The organism is Pseudoalteromonas sp. 1CM17D, from assembly GCF_023161805.1.
Classification (GTDB): Bacteria; Pseudomonadota; Gammaproteobacteria; order Enterobacterales; family Alteromonadaceae; genus Pseudoalteromonas; species Pseudoalteromonas atlantica.
Map to the genome: position 1 here is coordinate 38,358 of NZ_JALNTP010000007.1, position 23,351 is coordinate 61,708.

The 23,351-nt window shown below is 42.6% G+C and carries 21 protein-coding genes; 10 read left to right on the top strand and 11 right to left on the bottom strand.

The window, feature by feature from the left end:
* On the bottom strand, positions 1 to 879 hold the full coding sequence (locus tag MSC25_RS13025) for an acyltransferase (protein ID WP_054983342.1): 879 nt from the start codon (positions 877 to 879) through the stop codon (positions 1 to 3).
* 64 nt (positions 880 to 943) lie between these two features.
* Positions 944 to 2,824 (bottom strand): biosynthetic arginine decarboxylase, encoded by a 1,881-nt coding sequence (gene speA, locus MSC25_RS13030; protein WP_248443665.1) that lies wholly within the window; start codon positions 2,822 to 2,824, stop codon positions 944 to 946.
* A gap of 197 nt (positions 2,825 to 3,021) precedes the next feature.
* Between speA and speE the strand changes: the two genes are divergently transcribed.
* Positions 3,022 to 3,885, top strand: coding sequence for a polyamine aminopropyltransferase (gene speE, locus MSC25_RS13035; RefSeq protein ID WP_054983340.1), 864 nt, complete (start codon positions 3,022 to 3,024; stop codon positions 3,883 to 3,885).
* A 54-nt stretch (positions 3,886 to 3,939) separates the two neighbouring features.
* Here speE and MSC25_RS13040 read toward each other — a convergent pair whose 3' ends face one another.
* Both MSC25_RS13040 and MSC25_RS13045 read right to left on the bottom strand, forming a co-directional pair.
* Positions 3,940 to 5,166: a hypothetical protein gene (locus tag MSC25_RS13040; protein ID WP_248443666.1), complete on the bottom strand. Its 1,227-nt coding sequence runs from the start codon at positions 5,164 to 5,166 to the stop codon at positions 3,940 to 3,942.
* Complete coding sequence (locus tag MSC25_RS13045; protein ID WP_248443667.1) at positions 5,156 to 5,779, bottom strand: methylamine utilization protein; 624 nt, start codon at positions 5,777 to 5,779, stop codon at positions 5,156 to 5,158. The genes MSC25_RS13040 and MSC25_RS13045 overlap by 11 nt, the downstream gene beginning before the upstream one ends.
* A 160-nt stretch (positions 5,780 to 5,939) precedes the next feature.
* Here MSC25_RS13045 and MSC25_RS13050 point away from each other — a divergent pair, with 160 nt between their 5' ends.
* Positions 5,940 to 7,982, top strand: coding sequence for a glycoside hydrolase family 97 protein (locus MSC25_RS13050; protein WP_248443668.1), 2,043 nt, complete (start codon positions 5,940 to 5,942; stop codon positions 7,980 to 7,982).
* 45 nt (positions 7,983 to 8,027) lie between these two features.
* Here the strand turns inward: MSC25_RS13050 and envZ are convergent, their stop codons facing one another.
* Both envZ and ompR read right to left on the bottom strand, forming a co-directional pair.
* Positions 8,028 to 9,344: a two-component system sensor histidine kinase EnvZ gene (envZ, locus tag MSC25_RS13055; RefSeq protein ID WP_024033891.1), complete on the bottom strand. Its 1,317-nt coding sequence runs from the start codon at positions 9,342 to 9,344 to the stop codon at positions 8,028 to 8,030.
* A gap of 5 nt (positions 9,345 to 9,349) precedes the next feature.
* Positions 9,350 to 10,069 carry a two-component system response regulator OmpR gene (gene ompR / locus MSC25_RS13060; protein WP_004587537.1) on the bottom strand — a complete coding sequence of 240 codons (720 nt, stop codon included), beginning with the start codon at positions 10,067 to 10,069 and terminating at the stop codon, positions 9,350 to 9,352.
* Between the two features lie 450 nt (positions 10,070 to 10,519).
* Between ompR and greB the strand changes: the two genes are divergently transcribed.
* From greB to MSC25_RS13080, 4 genes are all read left to right on the top strand, one after another.
* On the top strand, positions 10,520 to 10,993 hold the full coding sequence (gene greB, locus MSC25_RS13065) for a transcription elongation factor GreB (RefSeq protein ID WP_004588245.1): 474 nt from the start codon (positions 10,520 to 10,522) through the stop codon (positions 10,991 to 10,993).
* 132 nt (positions 10,994 to 11,125) lie between these two features.
* Positions 11,126 to 11,437 carry a hypothetical protein gene (locus tag MSC25_RS13070; protein WP_064384617.1) on the top strand — a complete coding sequence of 104 codons (312 nt, stop codon included), beginning with the start codon at positions 11,126 to 11,128 and terminating at the stop codon, positions 11,435 to 11,437.
* 50 nt (positions 11,438 to 11,487) lie between these two features.
* Complete coding sequence (locus tag MSC25_RS13075) at positions 11,488 to 12,069, top strand: CBS domain-containing protein (protein ID WP_004588243.1); 582 nt, start codon at positions 11,488 to 11,490, stop codon at positions 12,067 to 12,069.
* 211 nt (positions 12,070 to 12,280) lie between these two features.
* Entirely contained in the window at positions 12,281 to 14,602 is a 2,322-nt protein-coding gene (locus MSC25_RS13080) for a Tex family protein (RefSeq protein WP_248443669.1), read from the top strand.
* Positions 14,603 to 14,685: 83 nt separating this feature from the next.
* Here the strand turns inward: MSC25_RS13080 and MSC25_RS13085 are convergent, their stop codons facing one another.
* The 3 genes from MSC25_RS13085 to bioH form a co-directional block, all read right to left on the bottom strand.
* Complete coding sequence (locus MSC25_RS13085; RefSeq protein ID WP_248443670.1) at positions 14,686 to 15,546, bottom strand: putative metalloprotease CJM1_0395 family protein; 861 nt, start codon at positions 15,544 to 15,546, stop codon at positions 14,686 to 14,688.
* A 5-nt stretch (positions 15,547 to 15,551) separates the two neighbouring features.
* Positions 15,552 to 15,860 carry a hypothetical protein gene (locus MSC25_RS13090; RefSeq protein ID WP_004588240.1) on the bottom strand — a complete coding sequence of 103 codons (309 nt, stop codon included), beginning with the start codon at positions 15,858 to 15,860 and terminating at the stop codon, positions 15,552 to 15,554.
* Positions 15,861 to 15,949: 89 nt separating this feature from the next.
* Positions 15,950 to 16,687 carry a pimeloyl-ACP methyl ester esterase BioH gene (bioH, locus tag MSC25_RS13095; protein WP_096740280.1) on the bottom strand — a complete coding sequence of 246 codons (738 nt, stop codon included), beginning with the start codon at positions 16,685 to 16,687 and terminating at the stop codon, positions 15,950 to 15,952.
* A 73-nt stretch (positions 16,688 to 16,760) separates the two neighbouring features.
* On the opposite strand from bioH, the gene MSC25_RS13100 reads away from it, so the two are divergent.
* Positions 16,761 to 17,438 (top strand): ComF family protein, encoded by a 678-nt coding sequence (locus tag MSC25_RS13100; protein WP_248443672.1) that lies wholly within the window; start codon positions 16,761 to 16,763, stop codon positions 17,436 to 17,438.
* Positions 17,439 to 17,446: 8 nt separating this feature from the next.
* On the opposite strand, the gene MSC25_RS13105 is transcribed toward MSC25_RS13100, so the two are convergent.
* Positions 17,447 to 20,002, bottom strand: coding sequence for a M14 metallopeptidase family protein (locus tag MSC25_RS13105; RefSeq protein WP_248443674.1), 2,556 nt, complete (start codon positions 20,000 to 20,002; stop codon positions 17,447 to 17,449).
* A 146-nt stretch (positions 20,003 to 20,148) separates the two neighbouring features.
* Between MSC25_RS13105 and nfuA the strand changes: the two genes are divergently transcribed.
* Together nfuA and MSC25_RS13115 are read left to right on the top strand one after the other, a co-directional pair.
* Positions 20,149 to 20,724, top strand: coding sequence for a Fe-S biogenesis protein NfuA (gene nfuA / locus MSC25_RS13110; RefSeq protein WP_096042447.1), 576 nt, complete (start codon positions 20,149 to 20,151; stop codon positions 20,722 to 20,724).
* A gap of 6 nt (positions 20,725 to 20,730) precedes the next feature.
* Positions 20,731 to 21,000 (top strand): hypothetical protein, encoded by a 270-nt coding sequence (locus tag MSC25_RS13115; RefSeq protein ID WP_029774191.1) that lies wholly within the window; start codon positions 20,731 to 20,733, stop codon positions 20,998 to 21,000.
* Between the two features lie 9 nt (positions 21,001 to 21,009).
* Here the strand turns inward: MSC25_RS13115 and MSC25_RS13120 are convergent, their stop codons facing one another.
* Entirely contained in the window at positions 21,010 to 22,281 is a 1,272-nt protein-coding gene (locus MSC25_RS13120) for an MATE family efflux transporter (RefSeq protein ID WP_054983329.1), read from the bottom strand.
* 42 nt (positions 22,282 to 22,323) lie between these two features.
* Here MSC25_RS13120 and MSC25_RS13125 point away from each other — a divergent pair, with 42 nt between their 5' ends.
* Entirely contained in the window at positions 22,324 to 23,349 is a 1,026-nt protein-coding gene (locus MSC25_RS13125) for a polysaccharide deacetylase family protein (RefSeq protein ID WP_248443676.1), read from the top strand.
* The last annotated feature ends 2 nt before the right edge of the window (positions 23,350 to 23,351 follow it).

Genomic DNA, 23,351 nt, shown 5'->3' on the forward strand with positions numbered 1-23,351 from the left:
TTATTTATGGTTTTGTTCGAGCTGCAAAAGCGTGTGCTCTTTTTCTTCCCATAAACGGTTTAATTCACTTTGAAAGCCGACTCTAAACTCAGAGTCGCCAGTGTAATCACCGATCAACTCCTCGCTTACTGGGCGAATGTCTACATGCACATTAATTTGCTTCACTTTGCCGCCGGCAAAGTCCATGAACGTAGGGATGCCATCGGGGTAATGAATGGTCACATTAACCACTTTAGAGATTTGCTCACCCATGGCTTGCATTACAAATGCGATCCCGCCTGCTTTTGGCTTTAATAAATGCGGAAAAGGGCTATTTTGGCGAGCATGTTTTTGCGTAGTAAAACGTGTACCTTCTACAAAGTTAACAATGCTTACTGGCATTTCTTTAAATTTTTCGCAGGCTTTGCGGGTTGTTTCTATGTCTTTGCCACGTAGCTTTGGGTTCTTTTTTAGCTGCGCTTTGCTGGTGCGGGTCATAAACGGAAAGTCGAGCGCCCACCAGCACACACCTAAAATTGGCACGTAAATAAGCTCTTTTTTTAAAAAAAAGTTTAAAAAAGGTATTTTTCGATTAAATACACGTTGCAGTACTAATATATCTACCCAGCTTTGGTGGTTAGCAATCACTAAGTACCAGTCTTTTAATTTGGTTTCTTCAAGGCCGGTAACGTTAATTTTTGTTGGCGTGAATAAGCGTTGGTTAATGCTATTAACCGTCACCCAAATAGTGGCACACTGTTTAGCAACCCAGCTTAAAAGCTTTTGCATAGGCTTGATAGGGATTAATTTTAATAGCCCACAAACAAAAATAGGCACAAACCAAATAAGTGTGTTTATTGTATAAAGCATAATACTTAATACACTGCGGATTACTGACATTTATTTACTTTCCTTTAAACAATGCGCGCCAAACAGCGACGCTTTTAATTCTGAGAGTGTACGGTTAATCTTCAAAGTAAGTATAACCTTCAAGCCCGGCATTAAGCTCGGCTAAATACCCAGCTTTACACTGCTCAGACACTGCTAGCTTGTTGACCAATAATTCAAAGTTTTGTGCCAAAATGGCGCTATCATAGTCAACAAACTTTAATACATCCTTAACGCTATCACCTTTAATGGCATTGGTTAATACATAACCGTCGTCGTTAAGCTCTACATGCACTGAGTCGGTGTCGCCAAATAAGTTATGTAAATCACCTAAAATTTCTTGGTAAGCCCCCACCATAAACATGGCTATATGGTATTGCTCGCCATGCTGGTACTCAGGTATAGGTAAACTGGTTTCTATGCCCGCGCCTTCTACGTACTCACGAATTTGTCCATCTGAGTCACAGGTAATATCTTGAATAATAGCGCGCTGGGTAAGCGGTTTATCTAAATTTTCGATAGGCATAACCGGAAACAACTGCTCAATGCCCCATACATCAGGTAGCGACTGAAACAGTGAAAAGTTAACAAATAGCTTATCGGCTAGCTTTTCGTGTAAATCGTCAAGTACCTCACGGTGCGCACGCGCGTTATTGCTAAGTGATGCGCGTACTCGGTGCAAAATAGTAAAATATAATTGCTCTATTTTCGCCCACTCTAGCATGCTTACTAACCCATGCACGTATTGGTCGTGCGCTTCGCTAAATAAGTGCATCGCATCATGGTAAATCTCTAGCGCCATACGCGGGTTTAAACGCTGTAAACACTGCCACATTTCATCAAGCACTAGCGCACTGTTTTTAAATGGCGGTTCTGGATTTGGATGATTTGGCGCTTTTTCTACGTCTATTACATCGGTAATTAACACCGCGTGGTGCGCTGTTAAAGCACGCCCTGATTCGGTGATAATGGCAGGGTGCGTAAGTTGATGTTGGTCGCACACCTCAGCAAAAGCATTAACCACATTACGTGCGTATTCTTCAACGGTGTAGTTCATCGAGCAAGCACTGCGTGAGCCTGAGCCTTCGTAGTCAACCCCTAAGCCACCGCCTACATCAACGGTATTAAGCGGCACTCCTAGCTGGGTAAGTTCAGCAAAGTGGCGCGCGCATTCACGCAGGGCGCGGTGTATATCGCGTATGTTGGCAATTTGAGAGCCAATATGAAAATGCACCATTTGCATTAGATGCAATTTATTATGCTTTTTAAGCACCTCAACAGCACTAAGCACTTGGCCTGCAGTTAAGCCAAATTTGCCTTTTTCGCCGCCGGTATTTTGCCACTTACCTTTGCCTACTGAGTTTAAGCGAATACGTATACCAATGGCAGGCTCTATGCCTAGGTTATCTATTTCTTCAAGTAAGGTCGTCAGCTCTGAGAGTTTTTCGACGACTATTTTAACGCTGTGTCCCATGGCTTGACCAATACAGGCTAAACGTAAAAATTCACTGTCTTTATAGCCATTGCACACAATAGTAATGGGTTTATCGGCTACCCCTAAAATTGCCATAAGCTCAGGCTTTGAACCGGCCTCTAGGCCAACTAAACCACTTGGGTGCGCCAATAGTTTACTGACCACCGAGCGCTGCTGATTAACTTTTATAGGGTATACACACGTGTACTTGCCTTGGTACTCGCGGCTGCTGCGCGCTAAGGTAAATGCGTTGGTGAGTGTATCTACTCTATTTTTTAAAATATCGGTAAAGCGCACCAACACCGGCAATGTTAAACCTTGCTGCTTAAATTGCTCTGTGAGCTGCGTTAAAGAAATCGCATTTTTAGATTGGTCACCATCTGGGTAGGCAACCAGCTCGCCTTGTGCGTTAATATCAAAATAGCCATCGCTCCAATGAGCAACATTATATGTAGCGCGTGCTGTTTCTAAACCCCAAGTCATGGCAACTCTTCTTTAATCAATTAGCTATAAAGGCGCATTTTAATACGTCACTACCCCCTACGCTAACAAAAATTGAACTTTAACTCGATACTGGCTAACTTTATTGGCAAAGCAGTTAAAATTTCATTGAGCAAAACGCGAAGCACTGGCAGAATTGCCCCTTTTTCATACTCAACTTAAAAAGTGTAAAAGCAACTATGGCAAATTTAGATCAAAGTAAGTGGTTTACAGAAATTAGCGACCGCGATGGCAGCGCATTTTCATTACGTATTAACAAAAAGTTGGATGAAAAACAGTCTCCTTTTCAAAAGGTAGAAATGTTCGAAACCACAGACTTTGGTAATTTAATGATCATCGATGGCTGTACTATGGTAACTACCCGCGAAAACTTTTTTTACCATGAGATGATTAGCCACCCTGCACTTTTAGCGCACCCAAACCCTAAAAACGTGGTAATTATTGGCGGCGGCGATTGCGGTACATTACGTGAAGTTTTAAAACACCCAGGTGTAGAAACCGTAACGCAAATAGATATAGACGAAGTAGTCACGCAAATGTCGTTAAAATACTTCCCAGAGCTTTGTGAGTCTAACAACGATGCACGCGCAACGGTTATGTTTGATGATGGTATAAAATACATGCGTGACGCTGCGGGCGAGTCTATTGATGTTGTTATTGTTGATGGTACAGACCCAGTAGGCCCAGGCGAGGGATTATTTAACCACGCGTTCTACACTAGCTGCTTAAATGCATTACGCCCTGGTGGTATTTTAGTGCAGCAAAGCGAATCGCCATTAATGCATATGCCACTGCTAGTAGAAATGCGCGAGGCCATGCTAAGTGTGGGCTTTAACGACTTACAAACACTGCCATTTCCACAGCCAATTTACCCAAGCGGTTTATGGTCAGTAACGCTTGCTCGTAAATCACAAGCATTTAATGGCTTTAGAGAAGCCGATGCCGAGCAAGTTGCACAGCAAAGCGAATACTACAACAGCGGTATTCATCACGGCGCACTTGCTACACCAAACTTTATGAAACGCGCATTTGATAAAAAATAATTCACACTTTTTTTGAAACTAAAAGGGAGCTTTAAAAGCTCCCTTTTTTGTACTTTAAAAACGCCATTGAGCGTTAGCCATAAGTTGCTGCTGCGATATTCGCTGAGCAAACCCACTACCCGGCCTATTTTGTACAAAGCTATGCAACGCCGAGCCTTCAACACCTATTTGTAGCGTATCGGTTAATTGGTAACGCCACGTAGCTGTTAAGCCTTCGCCATGGCTGGCGTTAGGATCAAACGCGGTGGTGTCATCGTCATCTACTTTAAAATAATCATACCTAAGCGATAACCTATGCTTACCCGCTTTATGGCTGAGCATTAAATAATGGCTATAAAAACGGTTATAAATAAGCTTATTAGCCCCCATTTCGGTTTTACCATCGAGTAGCTGGGCAATCAAACGGGTTTTACCTGTAAATTTATATAACCACGCTAAGCTGCTAAAGCGAGTATGCCAAGCATACTGCCCTGTTGTGCGATTAAAAATGCTGGGATCGGCGTTATTATCGTAATAATAAAACCTAAACTGCGAGCGTTTTAAATAATCCCAATGCACACCGGCATAGTAGCCAAAGCGGCCATCTACTTCTTCAAAAGGCAGCACTTGGTTAGCTTGCCAACGTAATTCGTCACTATTTAATGCCGCAATAGGTGCAAATTGTACACTTTCGTTAAATGTTGTTTGTCTGTCGTGCAGCGCAAAGCCGCGCCACGAAAGCAACGTCCCTGTTGGGTCGTTCCCTTTATAAATAGCAGCGCTCACACTAAAGCTATGCTTAGAATTAAAACGTTTACCTGGGCGCTTAATGCTAAGCTCACCACCTATGGTGCGAAGCTCTTCGCCAAGCCAACTGTTTATGGCCGAATTAGTATAATTGTAAGGCGAGGTCCAGCCTATATCGGGGTTTTCTAGCGACATACTAGGATAAAACCCACCAAGTTTTACATGCCATTTATAACGGCTGTTTACTAACGGCTGATACTGTAAATACGCTTGGCTTAAACCTAATGTGGTGTTCGGCTCTTGATTAGCATTAACAACGGCATGTGCGCTCCAGGCACTACTTAAATCGGCCTTAAAGTCTATAATTCCTTGCGATAACAAAATGCTATCACTGCTATCTCCATGGCGATATAAACCAATACCGCCATCTTGAAAGCTTTGTGTATCGTCGCTTGCAACCGCACGTACCTGAATAAGCCCTTTAACCTGCGAAAAAGCCGGTAGGCTCATAAAAAGTAAGCCAAGTAATACTGTATTTTTGCGCTTAATAGTCATCAAATTCATCCGTAGCAAAGTCTATTTGCTCGGCTATGGCCTGCTTTACGGTGTAGTGTATAGGTAAATCGCTTACATTAACGCTGTGGGTTTCTACGTTGCTTATATCGCTAAAGCCAGAATGCCATACACTCATGCTGTATTGCCCATTAGGGGCAGTTAAATTAACCATACCGTTGTCGTCGGTAATTGCAAAAACGGTGCTATCAACCACCACAATATAGCCCAACATCCAGTCATGAATATTACAGCCAAGCTCAACCACCCCAGTTTGATCAAACGTTATGGGGGCTTTAGGTTGCTCTTTGTAAAGTTTCAACTCAAAGGTTTTAGCTTTAGAAAACGAATAAACGTGGTGCATGATAGAGTCGGCATTAGGAAACTCTACCTTTGCATTTTGCGGAACAACTAACGTACGCGGCGTAAACTCGCGGTTTTGTTGGCTCATTGCGTAGGTTTTACTTTCTTGATTGCCGGCCTGAATTGATGCCCCGCTTAGCCACACTACCGCATTTGCTAAAGGCTGATTATTGGCATTTTTTATAGTTATAGTTGTTGCTGCTGCGCAAGTACTCATACATAGCAGTAACACACTTAGTAAAGGTTTTATCATGGGGGCTAATCGCTATTATCAATTTGTTTACATTATAGACCGATTAAACCGTTAAATTCTTTCTATTTTTTAAAACATTGAATACGTATGTATACAGTCGTATTAACAACTCACTGCCATTATCCTTAAAGGTCACCACCGACTCATCAAAGGACACACAATGAGAACATCCGGACTTTTACTACTGGCGTTTGCTGGCAATAGCTTTGCACAAACCGCTGTAGTTGAATCACCAAACTCACAAATAAAAGTGACTATTTCAGATGAAAATAGCACACCCAGCTACGCTATTAGCTTTAAAAACAAACCAGCTATAAACGCATCGCGCCTGGGTTTTGAATTTAAAACCCAAGCCGCATTTAGAGATGGTTTTAAAATTACCCATGTTAAGCAGCAAAGCGTAAGTACCCAGTGGCAACAACCTTGGGGCGAGCGACAAACGGTTACTGATAAACACAACGAAGTTGCGGTTACGTTTACAAAAAACGAGCCTAATGGTGCAACCTACACAGTGCGCTTTAGAGCTTTTGATAGTGGCGTTGGCTTTAGATACGAAGTACCAAAACAAGCAGGCTTTGAGCAAACACACATTACCAAAGAGCTCACCGAATTTGCCATTAACAATAACAACAATGCCACCGCCTGGTGGATACCCGCCCGCGGCTGGAACCGATACGAATACGTTTACAACACCACTGCATTAAATGACGTCCCCCTTGCACACACGCCGTTTACCTTAAAAACCAATGACGGTACCCATATAAGCATTCATGAAGCAGCCTTAGTGGATTACGCAGGCATGGTGCTTAATCAGCGCCGCCCAGGCACTTTTAATGCCGATTTAACACCGTGGTCAGACGGCATTGCCGTTAAAAAACAAGGTGCGTTTAATACCCCTTGGCGCACCATTCAAATTGCCGACAGCGCGGTAGGCTTAGTCAATTCAGACATAATATTAAATTTAAACGAGCCTAATAAACTAGGCGATGTGTCGTGGGTAAAACCTGGCAAATACGTGGGTATTTGGTGGGGCATGCATATAAACACGCAAACCTGGGGCAGCGGCGAAAAACACGGGGCCACTACACAAACCACTAAGTACTACATGGATTTTGCCGCAGAATATGGCTTTGATGGCGTACTAGTAGAAGGCTGGAACATAGGCTGGGATGGTGACTGGTTTTTTAATGGCGATGTATTTAGTTTTACACAACCCTACGACGACTTTGATATAGCGGCCCTTACTCAATACGGCAAACAAAAAGGCGTGCAGTTAATTGGCCACCACGAAACATCGGGTAATGTAAGTAACTATCGCGACCAAATGGAGGATGCCTTTGCCCTTTACGAAAAATCAAACGTAAGCCAAGTTAAAACGGGCTATGTAGCGGATGGCGGTAACATAAAACGCATAGACGAAAACGGCATTGCCCGTCATGAGTGGCACGACGGCCAATTTATGGTTAACGAGTACCTTTACAACGTAAAGCTGGCTGCTAAACATAAAATTAGTATTAACACCCACGAGCCAATAAAAGACACCGGCCTGCGCCGTACCTACCCAAACTGGATTGCGCGCGAAGGGGCACGCGGCCAAGAGTTTAATGCATGGGGCACGCCGCCTAACCCACCAGAGCACATTCCTATGCTGGCGTTTACCCGAATGCTGGCAGGGCCTATGGACTTTACCCCTGGTATTTTTGATATGGGCTTTAATGGCTTAGGCGATGATACAAACCGCCCACAAACAACGCTTGCCAAGCAGCTTGCACTTTATGTTGTGCTGTATAGCCCGATTCAAATGGCCGCCGACTTACCTAAAAACTATTTAGCCAAGCCTGATGCATTTCAATTTATTCAAGACGTACCAACCGATTGGCAGCAAAGTATTGCGCTTGATGGCGAAGTGGGCGACTTTATTGTTTTTGCCCGTAAAGAGCGCAAACGCGATAAATACTCAGGAAACGATTGGTACTTAGGCGCCGTAACCGACGAGAAAGCCCGAACTATTGAGGTAAAACTCGACTTTTTAGAAAAGGGTAAAAAGTTTGAAGCGCACATATACCAAGACGGTAAAAACGCTGAATGGAAAAACAATCCGTACGATTTAGATATCGAAAAGCGCGTAGTTAGCGCAAACGATAAGCTAACTTTAAAACTAGCAACAAGTGGTGGTACAGCAATCCGCTTTAAAGCACTTTAAGTTTTAACACTACTAACGTTATGAAAATAGCCAACTCTGCACAGCTTACTGTGCAGAGTTTTGTATTTTTATAGGTAAATAAATTTGTGCACTTAGGCCGCCTTCTGGGCGGTTTTCTAGCTTAACTTTACCATCGTGCATATCAATAATACGCTTAATAATGGCAAGGCCTAAACCACTCCCCTCACTACCACGCGCGGTATCACCTTGTTTAAAAGGCTCAAACACCGATTCTAGTTCGCTTTCTGGTATACCGGGGCCGTTATCGTTTACCGCTATCACAACGTATTTTTTGTTTGAATTAAAGTAGCTTAATACTTCTATATCGCCGTCTGAATAGCGCAGCGCGTTTTCAATCATGTTAGTAATTACACGCTTAATAGCCACACTACTTAACGGAACAAGCCCTACGCTGGGGTTGCCTTTAAAGGTAATAACGCGTTGCTGTTTAAGCTCACAATTAACCACTTCAGTCACTAGCGCATTTATATCTTCGCAAGCAAGCTCATCTGTTTTGTGGTGGCGTAAATACTCAATAAATTGATCGATAATACCGTTCATATCTTCAATATCGTAAATAATGCCTTCGCGAAGGTAGTCATCTTCATCGTTCATCATTTCGGTGGCAAGGCGGATACGAGTAAGCGGGGTGCGTAAATCGTGAGAAACACCGGCCATGAGTAAACGGCGATCGTTTTCAAGAGCAGCAATACCGCGCGACATTTGGTTAAATGCACGGGTAACTTCTATTACTTCACTGGAGCCTTCTTCTTCAAGCTTACTACTAAAATCGCCCTTACCCACTTTCACGGCTGCTTGCTGCAACGCCTTTAATGGGCGGTTTAAGTGCCGAGCAAATAGCCAGCCGCCTAACACACTTAAAAAACCAATACTTGATAAGTAAAACGTTAAAAATTCTAGGTTATTTTCTTGATACCCGCTAAGCGGTACTTTTACCCAGTAACCGGGTGCTTGCGGCGCTTCTACCCAATAAATCAGCGGGTCGGTTTGACTAATACGCACCCGAGCAGAACCATTTAATTGCTCAGACATACTACGCGACAGCATCGAGTATTCTCGGGTTTGACCAAGCCCTTGGCGCATTGCCTCGCGCTGCGTCATCACTTCTATACCTGTAATTTCAAAAAACTTTTCAGATACTTCGTCGTTTATTTCTACGCCGTCTTCCCAGTCTATAAATACCGTTTTAATTTGCTTAGCGAGCATTAAATTTACTTGCTCTATGGTTGGTTTTACAACGTAAAAGCTCACCGTTACATACGACACTATTTGGTTAATTAGCAGTAAAGCGGCCACTAAAAATACAGTTTGGCCAAACGCACTACGCGGAAAAAATCCCATATAAACTACTTATCACCGTCAGGAACAAACACATAACCCAAACCCCATACAGTTTGAATATAGCGCGGGTTGGCGGCATCTACTTCTATCATGCGGCGCAGTCGCGATACTTGCACATCAATACTGCGCTCAAGCGCACTGTAATCTCGCCCACGGGCAAGGTTCATTAGTTTATCGCGGCTCAGTGGCTCGCGCGGGTGCGATACAAGGGCTTTAAGTACGGCAAATTCACCACTGGTGAGCGAAATGGTTTTATCGCCCTCACTCATTTCGCGCGTGGCTAAATTAAGCGTAAATTGCCCAAAGGCTATTAAGTTTTCTTCCGCTGCGGGTGCGCCCGGCACTTCTTTGGCGCGGCGGCGTAAAATAGCTTTTATGCGAGCCAGTAATTCGCGCGGGTTAAACGGTTTCGGAATGTAGTCGTCTGCGCCTAGCTCAAGGCCTATAATACGGTCGACCTCATCACCTTTTGCTGTCAGCATCACAATAGGGATTTCGTTTTCTTTTTGGCGTAGCCGACGGCAAATAGATAAACCATCTTCGCCTGGTAGCATTAGATCAAGCACCATTAAGTGAAAGTTTTCTCGCTCAATGAGTCTATCCATTTGCTCTGAGTTTGCGGCGGTTCTAACAATAAAGCCTTGCTCTACTAAATAACGCTCTAGTAAGCTGCGCAGGCGCATATCGTCATCTACAACTAATACTTTTGTGGTTTCGTGTCCCATTGCGTGTTTCTTATTTTTATTTCCAATTAATAGTTAATATAAATGAAAAACTTAATAATCAAAATCTAATTGCGCGCTTAGATTGTTACTGAACATTTCAAAGTTATAATATTAGGGCGTGTTGACCTTTGCGGATTGAAATTTGTTCAATCTAGGGGCGATTAAATTGCGGCGCGAGCTTTGTAACCTAGTGGGCTAAGTAAAAACCGAGTAACAAAGAGTTTATCGCCCCTAGGCAGAACCAGAAGGGCAGCGCATGTTTGGCATTTATGCTGCGTTATCACCTATTTATGGGGAATAACCACACTTCATAGGCTCTGCCTTGCCTAAAAACCAAACATACTGCTGCAAATTCGACCATCAAAGAACAACACGCCCTAAAGTTTACACTCGACAAATTTTAGCAATTTTAATAACGTGCATAGCATTAGAGTTAATGAATAAAAGCCCATGAAAACAAATTTAATAACCCGCGAAGGTTACTTACAATTACAGCAAGAGCACGACCATTTATGGAACGTTAAACGCCCTGAAGTCACTAAAATAGTGAGCTGGGCAGCAAGCCTTGGCGATCGCTCAGAAAACGCAGACTATCAATATAATAAACGCTTACTGCGCCAAATTGATCGTCGTGTTCGGTATTTGCGCAAACGCCTACCCGATTTAAAAGTTATTGATTACTCGCCGCAGCAAGACGGTAAAGTATTTTTTGGCGCATGGGTAGAAATAGAAAACGAGCAAGGCGAGGTTAAAAAATTTAGAATTGTAGGGCCTGATGAAATATACGACCGTAAAGACTACATATCAATTGACTCACCTATGGCGCGCGCCCTGATAAAAAAACAAGTAGACGATGATTTTGAGGTACCTACACCGCAAGGTAAAAAAGAATGGTATGTAAATAGTATTGAATATCAAAAATAGTCCCCCATAACATTATTAATAGATAACTACTTTGATTCAGATCAGGTAAATTTTTTATTGTGTAATATATCTCATTAGGATATATATTGGTTTAGCAGGTTTATCTTTAACCTGATTTTTAAGGTAGTGGCTATGTCAAACTTAGTACAGCGCATATGTAGTAATGCCGTATTGTTTGCACTTTTAATGAGTGTGAGTTTGACTCTGCATGCCAATACCACCGAAGTAAGTATAGATAACGCCAGTATATCTAATCATTTTATCGCTTGTGAATTTCCTGACCAAGCAACCCCCGACATTGACTTAGATTCTCATGTTAATGCATTTGCTATTAGGTTGTTTCAACCGCTACCTAATGCTGTTTCATCTTTTTACCAAAGTACAAACCTAAACCGTCCTTTTAGTACGGCATATCAACGTGGTCCACCTAGCTATTTAATTTAATTCACAATTTTACTTTTTGATTAAATTTTATAACTAATAAGGTGACTACTATGTCTAACTTTAAAGAATTACGTACCCAAAATATTTCTCATGGCGTTATTGCAAGCACGTTTGAAGATCAACAAGCCACTATTGATTTAACATCTCCGGCTTTAACCGTAATCAATAACTTTACCCAAAAAACGCCAATTCGCGCTCAATACGACACTCCTATCAGCGAGGCGCTTAAACAAGTACTAGCAGAGCATTCTGACTATGTATTGGTGACTGATGATGCGCAAAAATTAATTGGTATTGTTTCAAGTGCCGACCTACAAAGCGCTAAAATTACGGCCATTGCACAGCGTTTAAATACCAGCCGCAATGAAGTGAGCTTACGCTACATTATGACACCTATTAGCCAACTTAATGGCGTAAGTATGCAAAGCCTAAGCTATGCAAGTATTGGCGATGCACTACAAACAATGGAGCATCAAGGCAGCATGTTTTTATTAGCAACAACCACTAATAACGAAATATGCGGGTTAATTTCGGCGCGTCAAATAGCTAAAACGTTACACATTCCAGTGCATATTACCCCTATTGCTCACACGTTTAGTGATGTTTTAGAAAGCGTAGAGCACCCTCACTAAAGCGCGCTTTTACGCTTTGTAAGCTCAGCCAAGCCAACCATCTTAAAGCAAGCAAAATTGCTTGCTTTAAGAGCTTTTTATTACAACCTGCTGTGATATTATTCAACTAATAAATACCTACCAAACTCATTAAATAGCAACTTTAATAAGCTGGGTATAACAGTACCAGAGGGATTTTCTGGTTTTATTTTTTGTATTAAAAGGTTTATGCATGAGCGATATCTCTGCACGTTTAGCCACTGAGCTAAATGCACAACAGCAACAAGTTGTTGCTGCTACAAAATTACTTGATGAAGGCGCAACGGTTCCTTTTATTGCGCGTTACCGTAAAGAAATTACCGGTGGATTAGACGACACGCAATTACGCCTTTTAGAGCAACGTTTGTCGTACTTGCGCGAGCTGGAAGAGCGCCGCAGCTTTATTTTATCAACCATCGAATCACAAAATAAATTAACGCCAGCACTGAGTGCCGATATAACCAGCGCACAAAGTAAAACTGAGCTTGAAGATTTATACCTTCCTTATAAAGCTAAGCGTCGTACCAAAGGGCAAATAGCCATTGAAGCAGGCCTTGAGCCACTTGCCGATGCGCTATTTAACGACGCAAACTTAGAGCCAGAGCAACAAGCGCAGCAGTTTATAAATGCCGACAAAGGCATTGCTGATACCAAAGCAGCCCTGGATGGCGCTAAATTTATTTTAATGGAACGCTTTGCAGAAGATGCCAAGTTATTAGCTAAATTTAGAAGCCACATTAGCCAACACGGCGCTATACAAAGCACACTTATTGACGGTCAAGAGCAAGCCGGTAGTAAATACCGCGACTACTTTGACCATCAAGAACCTCTTAAAAAGATCCCTTCTCACCGCGCACTTGCTATGTTGCGCGCGCGTAACGAAGGTATTTTGCAGCTGAGTATTAACCCAGAGCCGAGCAGCGAAAATGCAGCCCAGCTATGCGCGCAAATGATTGCTGATCACTACCGCTTAGATGTGAAATATAAAGCAGCTAGCGCATGGCTATTAAGTGTTGTGCAGTGGGCATGGAAAATAAAGCTTGGCCTACACCTAGAAAATGAATTTTTAGCAGCCATGCGAGAAAAAGCCGAAACCGGCGCTATAGATGTATTTGCTAAAAACTTAAAAGACTTACTTATGGCCGCCCCTGCTGGGCCGCGTACCACGCTTGGTCTAGATCCTGGTTTGCGAACTGGCTGTAAAATTGCCGTAGTCGATGGCACAGGTAAATTGCTTACAACCCAAACTATTTTCCCTCACGCGCCACAAAATCACTGGGAAAAATCGTTACGTACATTAGAGCAACTATGTCGCCAGCATAAAGTAGAACTTATTGCGATTGGTAACGGAACCGCATCACGCGAGTCTGACAAGCTAGTAGGCGAACTTATTAAGGCCAATGCTGAGCTTAAATTAAACAAAATTATGGTAAGCGAAGCCGGCGCGTCTGTTTACTCTGCGTCTGAATTTGCAGCGAATGAATTTCCTAACTTAGATGTGTCTTTGCGTGGCGCGGTATCTATTGCGCGTCGCCTGCAGGACCCACTTGCCGAGCTTGTTAAAATTGAGCCAAAATCAATTGGTGTAGGCCAATACCAGCACGATGTATCGCAAAGTCAATTAGGCCAAACACTGACCGCAGTGGTAGAAGACTGTGTAAACTCTGTGGGTGTTGATTTAAATATGGCCTCGGTGCCGCTTCTTACACGCGTATCGGGGTTAAATAAAACCTTAGCGCAAAATATAGTAAATTACCGCGACACTAACGGCACGTTTACTAAGCGTAGCGAACTTAAAAAAGTTGAGCGTTTAGGACCAAAGGCGTTTGAACAAGCAGCAGGCTTTTTGCGTATTAATCAGGGTAAAGACCCACTTGATAACTCATCAGTTCACCCTGAGGCTTATCCTGTTGTTAAACTTATTTGTGAGCGTAACAACCTTGATGTAAATAGCTTAATAGGCAATAGCGAGTTTTTAAATAAGCTGGTTGCTAATGACTACACCGACGAGAAATTTGGTTTACCTACCGTTACCGACATCATTAAAGAGCTAGATAAGCCTGGGCGCGATCCTCGTCCTGAGTTTAAAACTGCTGAATTTAAAGCCGGTGTAGAAAAAATCACAGACCTAAAACCCGGTATGATTTTAGAAGGTGTGGTTTCTAACGTTGCTAACTTTGGTGCGTTTGTTGATGTAGGTGTTCACCAAGATGGCCTAGTACATATTTCGGCAATTACTAATAAGTTTATCTCTGATCCGCGCGAAGTAGTAAAAGCCGGTGACATTGTAAAAGTAAAAGTGGTTGAGGTAGATGCCCCACGTAAGCGCATTAGCTTTACTATGCGCTTAGATGATGAAATAGACACAAGCAATAAACCCGCTGCCGCGCCACAAAAGCAACGCAGTAATCAGGGCCAGCAACCGCGTGCAGCAAAACCAAAGCGCGATAACGGTAACGCCATGATGGGTAATGCCTTTGCCGATGCATTTGCTAATGCAAAAGTAAAAAAATAATACCCGTTTACTTCATTAAGTGATGACTCCTTAAACTAAAAAGCCGCTCATTGAGCGGCTTTTTTAATAATGCTTAGCTGGTGTTAACCAAACGCAGAAAAACCACTCTCGTTTTGGGGTGAGCTAGTCATTTGATAAAAATTAGCTATACGGCCAGCTCGTGCGTCTACTTCTGGGTCGCGTGATTGCTCGGTATTAGTATCGCTTTGAGACTCAGCAGTGCTGGTTTCGTTTATTGATAACGCACTTTGTGGCTCTTGTGCTTGCGCTTCATCGTCAGCAGGGGCTGATAATTCAGCTTGCGCTGCGGCCATTTTTTGGGTTGCATCAGCGGCAATGGCTCTATCTGCACTAGAAGGTTCAGCAGGGGCAAGTGCGGCTGCTCGTACCGTTTGCATTTTATCTATAGTGGCTTGCGGATCGCCAGGGATTTCAGATACATCAATTTGTACCTCACCGCCAACAGCGTAATTAGTGCCATCTGGTCCACGTTGGTATTCATAACTTGGTGAGCCTGCATACTGCCCACCCACCGATGCATGAGCTTGTTCGTGCACACGCACTTCAGTATCGCGCGCTTTAAGCTCTTCAATTTGCTGTTGTTCTAATTCTAGCTGTTGCTGATCTTGCTCTTCTTCGGGTGTGTCTTCGCTTGCTTGTTGGTTTTGTTGCTGTTCGCTATCTGAATCTGCGCTGCCTTGCTGGCGCTGCTCAACAGCTTGCTCATCACTGAGTTTACCGGTTGCATCGTAGGTGGCGGCTTCTGCACTGCTTGGCAGTTTTGCTTTATCAGCATCGCTTTGTGCTTTGGTTTCGGTATTACTGGCGCTATTGGGTGCAGGGGCAGGAATAACTTCGCGCAGTTGGTTGTCACGCCGAGCGGTTTCCGTATAAACATTGGCGGTGTTTATATTGATAGACGGAAATGGCGTGACAATATTCATAACGTTTAAACTTTAATATCGATTAGCGTACCAAGCACTTCATCTGCAGTTTGAATAGATTGCGTGTTTGCCTTGGCATTAAACTCTTCAACTTTTAAATTAACAAGCGCTTCGTCAACCCGAGCTGGTTGAGCAACAGGCGCTGTTACAGCCTCTTCAGGTCGCGCAGCTGTTAACTGGCGCTGTTGGGCTAGTTGCGTATCGTCTTGCTCTTCAATGGTGGCACGGTTTATCTCTGCGCTTGCTCGTTCTATACCTTGGCTTGCACGATTAAACCCTTCTACACCACTATTAAATACTGAACCAATAGCCATGCTGTACCTCCAAAAAATAAATATTGTTTAATTATCGCTCACTTCATGGGCAAAATAAAGCTTTAAACAGTACCTTTCTTTAGGCTATTTTAAAGCATTGATTTAACGGCAGATAAAAACTCTTTTTTATGAGAAATAAACGGTGCATGGGAGGCTTTGTCTAGTACTTCGTATTCAAACTCAGTATTTAGTGCTGCCATTTTATTAATTGCTTTGTAAGGTACCAGCGCATCTAAACGGCCAAATATCGCTTTTACAGGCACTGGGCAATGCGCAAATACATTGCGTAAATCATCATTTTGTAAAATATTTAAGCCCGCACTTAATGCCTCACTTTTAGGCGCGCTGTACTGATTTAGCAAGTGCTTTAGCTGCTTTATATCATCGCGTGCCGACTCGCTACCCATGGCCTGAATAGCTAAAAAGCGCTCTATGGTTTTTTCTCGGTGATTAACTAATTGCTCTTTAAATTGCTCAAGCACGCTGGCTTTTATTCCAGGCCAATCATCTGCCTCGGCAAAAAAAGGGCTTGAGGCAACTAAAATTACTTTTGATACTTTATTTGGCCAATGTTTAGCAATATAAAGTGCAAACAATCCTCCTAGCGACCAGCCCATTAAAATAGAGCCAGGGCTAAGTTGCTCGCTTACGATTTCAGCTGCATCGTGTAAATTATAAGGGCTTGGGCAGCTATTGCTGTTGCCAAAGCCAGGCAGGTCAATACTGCGTACCGAGCCACTGTATAAAAACGTTAACTCTGGCTGCACTAATTGCCATACGCCTTGGTTCATGCCCCAACCATGTAATAAAACTAACTCGCTTTGCATATTTGCCTAACCTTAACCAAACTTAGCCACATCATAACGCTTACATTGACGAAAGCAACGCAAGGAGCAGCCAATGCAACACTCATTTTTTAATTGGTTATTCCCCTCTTATTGCGTGCAGTGTCAGGGAGTTATTAGTACTCAAGAGGGATTATGCGACTATTGCTTAACGGATTTAAGCGTGTTTGATTTAAATAAACACAGTAATTTATTGCACCGCCCGGATATTGTAGAAATGTTTCCGCATTGCGAATTTGATAAGCTCTTTGCCTGTGCTTTTTATCAGCCCCCTTTTGAGCATTGGCTAAAACGGCTCAAATTTAATAATCAAATTCACTATAAAAAAGCGCTGCAACAAGTAATTAAACGCCAGCTAACGGTGTTTTTTGAAAATTTAACTACCCAGCCCGACATAGCGATTATTTTACCTTTGCACCGAGGGCGCTTTTTAACACGCGGGTTTAATCAGGTAAGCCAAGTGTGGCAACCGTGTTTGGCAAAACATATTTGTATAAGTAATGCGCTAATACGCAATAAAGCCACGCAAGCACAGTCACAATTATCTAGAGCTAAGCGGATTAAAAATGTAAAAAATGCCTTTGTATGTACACAAGATATGAGCGGTAAAACGGTGGTTATTGTAGATGATGTAATGACCACAGGCGCCACGCTCAACGCGGCTACCCGAGTATTAAAACAAGCGGGCGCTAAACAAGTCTGGGCTTTTGCTACGTGTTTAACGCCACTTTAAAGGGGTAGTTAATCACCTCTTACTCTAAATGTGTGACCAAAAAATAAAGCATTACTGAGTAATCGGCTTGTGCCGTACCAATATCCTCTAAATACAGGGTTATCTGTCATCGCAATAACACTGCCACGCCCGTATGAGTGGGCCATCATGGCTGCTGCACCGGCAATTTGCTGCTCATTTACGCCATCGGTAAACCCTGCTAATAGTGGTTTTTGCGGGTAAGTGAGTATGTTTACAAACGGGGCGGATGATTTTTCTAATAACCAGGTGCTATTTTTAAATACAGGCAGCGTTTCGCGATTAAGCGAAAACGTTAGTGGATGCGTGGTGTCTACATCGGTATTAAAAATAGCGCCGGCTATACGTTGTCGCCCTGCTAAATGATCTTTATCTGCGTAATTTAGCCCTTGAGTATTAAAAGCGCTGGCTACATCTTGCCTAGATAAATAATTAGCCTTGAGTAATTGCTGATCAGCTAAAAATTTAGCGCCGCCTTTGTGGCCCCAAATTACGCCGCCTTTTCTTACCCAGCTTTTAATAGCAACTTTATCACTATCGGGTAAGCCCGAATAATTGCCATTAGCTAGTACAATGTGGCTGTAATTATTTAAATCTAAGCTACCTAAACGCTCCATTTCTACTATGGTCGGAGAAATACCAACAAAGCGGTCAAGGTAATACCATACTTCACCCGCTTCGTATTGGCTTACGCCTTTACCGCCCACAAGCAGTACTTTTGGCTCGTTTAATACCGCCATAGTGCGCGAGCCTAAATCGGCGCCTTTCCCTGTAAGACCAGTGGTAATAGGCTTTATCGCAATACCAAACTGGGTTTGAGCATCGTTTAAAATAGCCACCCAATCAGGGTTTGTTTGCAGCCCTGCGGGGACAATAATGCTGCCAGGTGCAAAGTCTATTTCGGTGGTGCTGCTTTTAGCTGTTAAGGCGCTTAACGCGACACGCGCTTTAATGCCTTGCTTTAGCAAGCTATTTAGCATTTTAGGCGCTAAGTAATCGTCCCAAGCAAAGCCAAATGCATAACTTTGCTTTAACGCAGCAAATGATGGTTTAACTGCTTTTTGCCACGCAGTGCTGGCTACTTCTAAGCCCCAACTACTTTTTACTTGTGCAAACTCTAAATTAAAAGCGTGGGCGAGTGTCCAGCCCGACACATCATAAAATGTGTTATCGGCAAAACTTTTTTGCTCACTAAAAATAGCTTTTACTAAACGAAACTGTGGCTGAGCTAACGGCACAAAATAACTCTGAGTGCTAAAGTTTTTGCCATTGGCTTTTAGCGCTTTTGTAAGTGGATAGGCATTAATTTGATGCTGCTTTAACAGGTCTAAAAATAGTTTAATCCGGGTGTTGTCTTTAGCGCCCTCAACCACATAGCCTTCAAAACTTTCATCATCAGCTAAATCAACTGCTTGGTTATAAAATTTAGCCTGATAGGTTAATAGCGCCTCGCGGTTATCTACCGCTGCTTTAAAGGTTGATAGGCTTGTTAATAACTGATTTTTAATAGTAAAAGGAAACGTAAGCGTACCATTTATGGTTTCTTGTACATGCCCACGCGAGCTGGCTTGCTCAAATAAAATACCTATACCGCCGTTTACATCGGGGTAGGTTGAACCCTTGCCGTAATAAAAGTCGTCAAAGCTTTCTTCGGTAAAATAAAGGGCATTATTTTTATCTAAAGTTTTAGCATGGTAATTGGCTATGGCTTTAGTAAGTGTTACGTTTTCATCTGGGGTAATTGGGTGCTTGCGACTGGCAATGCCAGGTTGAAAAAAGTAGCTGCTGTTTGGGCCCATTTCATGAAAGTCGGTAAGAATATTTGGCTTCCATTGATGAAATTTAGCAATGCGTGCACGCGACTCTGGGTGTTGTAGTAATAACCAATCGCGGTTTAAATCAAACCAATAGTGATTTGTACGGCTACTTGGCCAGCTTTCTACGTGTTCACGCGTTTTAGGGTCGCTTGATAAGTTCATCCCCCGATTACTATTAGCCCAATTAGCAAAGCGAGCCAAGCCATCGGGGTTAAGTGAAGGGTCGAGCAAAATAACGGTATTATTTAATAGTTTTTCTATTTCTGGGCCTTGCGCTGCAGCAAGGTAATACGCAACCAATAAAGCGGCATTGCTGCCTGATGACTCATTGCCATGCACACTGTATCCCATCCAAACTACAACAGGCTCATTTTGTGTGTTTTTAGCTTGCTCACTGTTTGTTAAACGGGCTAAGTGCGCTTGGCGAATTTGCTCTAAGTTAGCTAGCTTTTCAGCGCTGCTAATACTTAGCATCACAAGCGGACGTTGCTCGTGTGTGCGCCCTATTACTTCAAAATTTATACGATTACTTTTTTGCGCTAGAATTTCCATGTAACGCACCAGTTGGTCGTGCCTTACATGCCACTCACCTACTTCGTAACCAAGTACGTCTTGTGGGGTGGGTATTGTTTTATCAAACTCTACATCTTGTTCAAAATAATACGAAAGTGGTTTTGCCATACTTGAAAAGCTAAGTATTGCCACCATTATAGTTACTATCCAGCGCATATAAATCACTCTAAAAATGTTTGTTATTTGCACGCTAGCATTGCTTAAAATAGATGCCAACTTTTTACGCTCAACACTAGCCGCAACACGATGAGCGGAGTATGATATGCAGTATCCGAGTAATTTAGTCAAGTATAGACGGTTTTATGATTTCTATTTCCGAAACAGCACAAGCGCATTTTGCTAAACTTTTAGCAGATCAAGCACAACAAACTAATATTCGTGTGTTTGTTGTAAACCCTGGTACATCACAAGCGGAATGTGGTGTTTCTTATTGCCCAGAAGACGCCGTAGAAGACAGCGATATTCGTCTTAACTTTAATGGTTTTGATGCCGTAGTAGATACAGAAAGCGCTCCTTTTTTAGAAGAAGCTGAAATTGATTTTGTTACCGACAAAATGGGCACTCAGTTAACTTTAAAAGCGCCTAATGCAAAGGCACGTAAACTAGGCGATAACGCATCGCTAAATGAGCGTGTTCAACACATGCTAGAAACCGAAGTAAACCCGCAGCTAGCTAACCACGGTGGCCAAGTAAGCCTAGTTGAAGTAACCGCTGAAGGTATTGCAGTACTTCAATTTGGTGGTGGTTGTAATGGCTGTTCTATGATCGATGTAACGCTTAAAGAAGGCATCGAGAAAGAAATGATTGCAAAGTTTGATGAAATCACCGGTGTTGCCGACATTACCGAGCACCAAGCGGGCGATCACTCTTATTACTAAGCAATAATGTTAAAGCCGCTTATTTATCGCTTAGGGAGTAACCCTAAGTTGAGTTTAACGCGCTTTTTTCGCGGCTTAGCACTGTTTGTGCTAGCCGTGATATTTATTGCTCTTGGCTACTACACGCACTTTAGTTTACAAATTATAGGTGTGGTTATTTTAATCCCGGCATTATTTTTTGCTGCATGGGGTTATAGCGGTATTTTTGCCAATCGTTTCTCGCAAGTTTTAAAAGATATGGGGCCAAAAGATCACGACCCCGACCTATGGAAATGACACGTTCGCTTAATCTAGCAGCTGATTAGTTGCTTTTAACTGCAAATACTTAATAATTAACGTAACGCCGCGCATAAGCATAAAGCAACTCATAGCCAGCCATAACGCATTATTTTGCCACTCTATAAACACCCAAAACACCCCAAAAAAGCCAACAGCAGCAGAAAGAATCATACTGTTACGCATATTTTTTGCCCGTGTAAGCCCTACAAATACGCCATCAAACAAAAAGCAGCTCATTGCTAACATAGGCAATACTATTACCCACGGTAAGTAATTTGTCGCAGCTTCTATTACCTCGGGTACATTGGTTAAAAGCTTAATAATAGCGCTGCCAAATACAGCAAAAAATACGCTGTATAACACGCCAAAAAGCATCCCCCAAAACACACTTATTTTTACCCATAATCTAATGTTATTAACGCTTCGCTGACCTTTAGCTTGACCAACTTTGGCTTCGCTTGCATAGGCTATTCCATCAAGCGCAAAGCTTACTAACATTAAAAAGTTAAGTAACACGGCATTCGCTGCAAGCGTTGTTTCACCTATGCGGGCGCCATAAAAGGTCATGAAGCTAAAGCATAATTGCAAAATTAAAGAGCGAATAAATATATCTCTATTTAAACTAAGTAGCTCTGCCATTTTGCTAACACTGAGCCAGTTAGGCACGCTTAGCTCCACGCCTTGCTTTTTAGCGAGCTTAATCACTAGTAGCAACGCAAAAGCCAACGCGCTGTAATCTGCAATTAACGACGCCCACGCTGCTCCCGCTACTGCCCAGTCTAAATACACCACAAAATATATATCGAGAACTATGTTGGTAATATTGGTCACTAACAGCAAGTAAAAAGGCCCACGCCCATAATGTACGCCAAGCATCCAGCCAAGCAGCACTAAATTACAAAGTGCGGCAGGGGCACTAAATATACGAATACTAAAATACTGATATGCTTGAGCAAGAACCTCACTATTTGCGCCTGATAAAAATGCAATGGCTTGTTTTATCAAAGGCGATAAGGCAATAAGCGCTAACGCCACACACACGGCAAGTAATAAGCTGCGTTTTAAAAGCGCTGCTAACTGTGTTAAGTTATTTTGCCCGTATGCTTGGGCCACTAACCCTGTGGTGCTCATACGTAAAAAACCGGCGAGCCAAAATAAAATAGAAATAACAGCTGAGCCAAGTGCGATGCCCGCTAAGTAATGTGCGCTACCTAAGTGGCCAATAACAGCGGTATCAACAATTCCTAACAGTGGGACAGTAATATTTGATAATATCATTGGACCCGCTAGCAACAGCAAGCTTTTATGGTGTGCCTTATTATGTTTAAGAAATTGTTTCATTTAGTTTTAATTACTCTCATTTGTTTATCAGTACGTGCTCATGCGGCGGTTATTTTACAGTATCACCATGTAAGCGAAACCCTTCCGGCTGTGACCAGTGTAAGCGCAAATACGTTTACCAAGCATTTGAGCTACTTAAAAGAGCATAATTTTAATGTTATTGCACTAAATGAGCTAATAAGCGCTATACAACAAGGCAAAACCTTACCTGAGAAAACAGTCGCTATCACCTTTGACGATGGTTACAACAATAACTACGAACAGGCAGCGCCTATTTTAGAAAAATTTGCTTACCCCTATACTATTTTTGTAAACCCGACCCTTATTGATGAAGGTAAAGGCTACGTAATGGGGTGGGATAAATTAAAAGAGCTCGCAGGCAAAGGGGCGTTAATTGCCAATCACACTGCCCAGCATGACTACCTGCATATTAAGCTAAAAGGTGAGAGCGATGCACAATGGCAAGCACGTATAAAACAAGATATTTTGCGTTCTCAACAGCGTATTAAAGAAGAAATAGGCCACGACTATAAATACCTAGCGTACCCGTATGGTGAGTTTAATAACAAACTACAAGCGCTTGTAGAAGAGCTTGGCTTTATTGGCATTGGTCAGCACTCAGGCGCTGTAAATAAAAACGCTAACTTTACCCGCTTACCGCGTTTTCCAGCCTCCGGCTTTTACAGTAAATTAGATACGCTAATTACAAAATTAAACTCTCGGGCGTTTAGTATTAAAACCCTAGATTACCAAGACAGTGTAACCTCACAAAACCCACCAACGCTCAGCATTGAGTTTGAAATGGGTGATTTTCATAAAAGTCAGTTTGCGTGTTATGTCTCAAGTGTGGGGCAGGCTAAGTTAACTTGGATAAACGACACAACTGTAAAAATTGACTCTCCAAAGGCGCTAAATAAAGGCCGTTCACGCTTTAATTGTACCGCCCCTTCTATTGAGCACCCTGGTAGTTACTATTGGTTTTCGCAGCCATGGGTTATTCAGTAGCA

Excerpts from the sequence above, each read along its gene's own strand:
- MSC25_RS13025 (WP_054983342.1), bottom strand. The coding sequence starts at position 879 with ATGTCAGTAATCCGCAGTGTATTAAGTATTATGCTTTATACAATAAAC.
- speA (WP_248443665.1), bottom strand. The coding sequence starts at position 2,824 with ATGACTTGGGGTTTAGAAACAGCACGCGCTACATATAATGTTGCTCAT.
- speE (WP_054983340.1), top strand. The coding sequence starts at position 3,022 with ATGGCAAATTTAGATCAAAGTAAGTGGTTTACAGAAATTAGCGACCGC.
- MSC25_RS13040 (WP_248443666.1), bottom strand. The coding sequence starts at position 5,166 with ATGACTATTAAGCGCAAAAATACAGTATTACTTGGCTTACTTTTTATG.
- MSC25_RS13045 (WP_248443667.1), bottom strand. The coding sequence starts at position 5,779 with ATGATAAAACCTTTACTAAGTGTGTTACTGCTATGTATGAGTACTTGC.
- MSC25_RS13050 (WP_248443668.1), top strand. The coding sequence starts at position 5,940 with ATGAGAACATCCGGACTTTTACTACTGGCGTTTGCTGGCAATAGCTTT.
- envZ (WP_024033891.1), bottom strand. The coding sequence starts at position 9,344 with ATGGGATTTTTTCCGCGTAGTGCGTTTGGCCAAACTGTATTTTTAGTG.
- ompR (WP_004587537.1), bottom strand. The coding sequence starts at position 10,069 with ATGGGACACGAAACCACAAAAGTATTAGTTGTAGATGACGATATGCGC.
- greB (WP_004588245.1), top strand. The coding sequence starts at position 10,520 with ATGAAAACAAATTTAATAACCCGCGAAGGTTACTTACAATTACAGCAA.
- MSC25_RS13070 (WP_064384617.1), top strand. The coding sequence starts at position 11,126 with ATGTCAAACTTAGTACAGCGCATATGTAGTAATGCCGTATTGTTTGCA.
- MSC25_RS13075 (WP_004588243.1), top strand. The coding sequence starts at position 11,488 with ATGTCTAACTTTAAAGAATTACGTACCCAAAATATTTCTCATGGCGTT.
- MSC25_RS13080 (WP_248443669.1), top strand. The coding sequence starts at position 12,281 with ATGAGCGATATCTCTGCACGTTTAGCCACTGAGCTAAATGCACAACAG.
- MSC25_RS13085 (WP_248443670.1), bottom strand. The coding sequence starts at position 15,546 with ATGAATATTGTCACGCCATTTCCGTCTATCAATATAAACACCGCCAAT.
- MSC25_RS13090 (WP_004588240.1), bottom strand. The coding sequence starts at position 15,860 with ATGGCTATTGGTTCAGTATTTAATAGTGGTGTAGAAGGGTTTAATCGT.
- bioH (WP_096740280.1), bottom strand. The coding sequence starts at position 16,687 with ATGCAAAGCGAGTTAGTTTTATTACATGGTTGGGGCATGAACCAAGGC.
- MSC25_RS13100 (WP_248443672.1), top strand. The coding sequence starts at position 16,761 with ATGCAACACTCATTTTTTAATTGGTTATTCCCCTCTTATTGCGTGCAG.
- MSC25_RS13105 (WP_248443674.1), bottom strand. The coding sequence starts at position 20,002 with ATGCGCTGGATAGTAACTATAATGGTGGCAATACTTAGCTTTTCAAGT.
- nfuA (WP_096042447.1), top strand. The coding sequence starts at position 20,149 with ATGATTTCTATTTCCGAAACAGCACAAGCGCATTTTGCTAAACTTTTA.
- MSC25_RS13115 (WP_029774191.1), top strand. The coding sequence starts at position 20,731 with ATGTTAAAGCCGCTTATTTATCGCTTAGGGAGTAACCCTAAGTTGAGT.
- MSC25_RS13120 (WP_054983329.1), bottom strand. The coding sequence starts at position 22,281 with ATGATATTATCAAATATTACTGTCCCACTGTTAGGAATTGTTGATACC.
- MSC25_RS13125 (WP_248443676.1), top strand. The coding sequence starts at position 22,324 with ATGTTTAAGAAATTGTTTCATTTAGTTTTAATTACTCTCATTTGTTTA.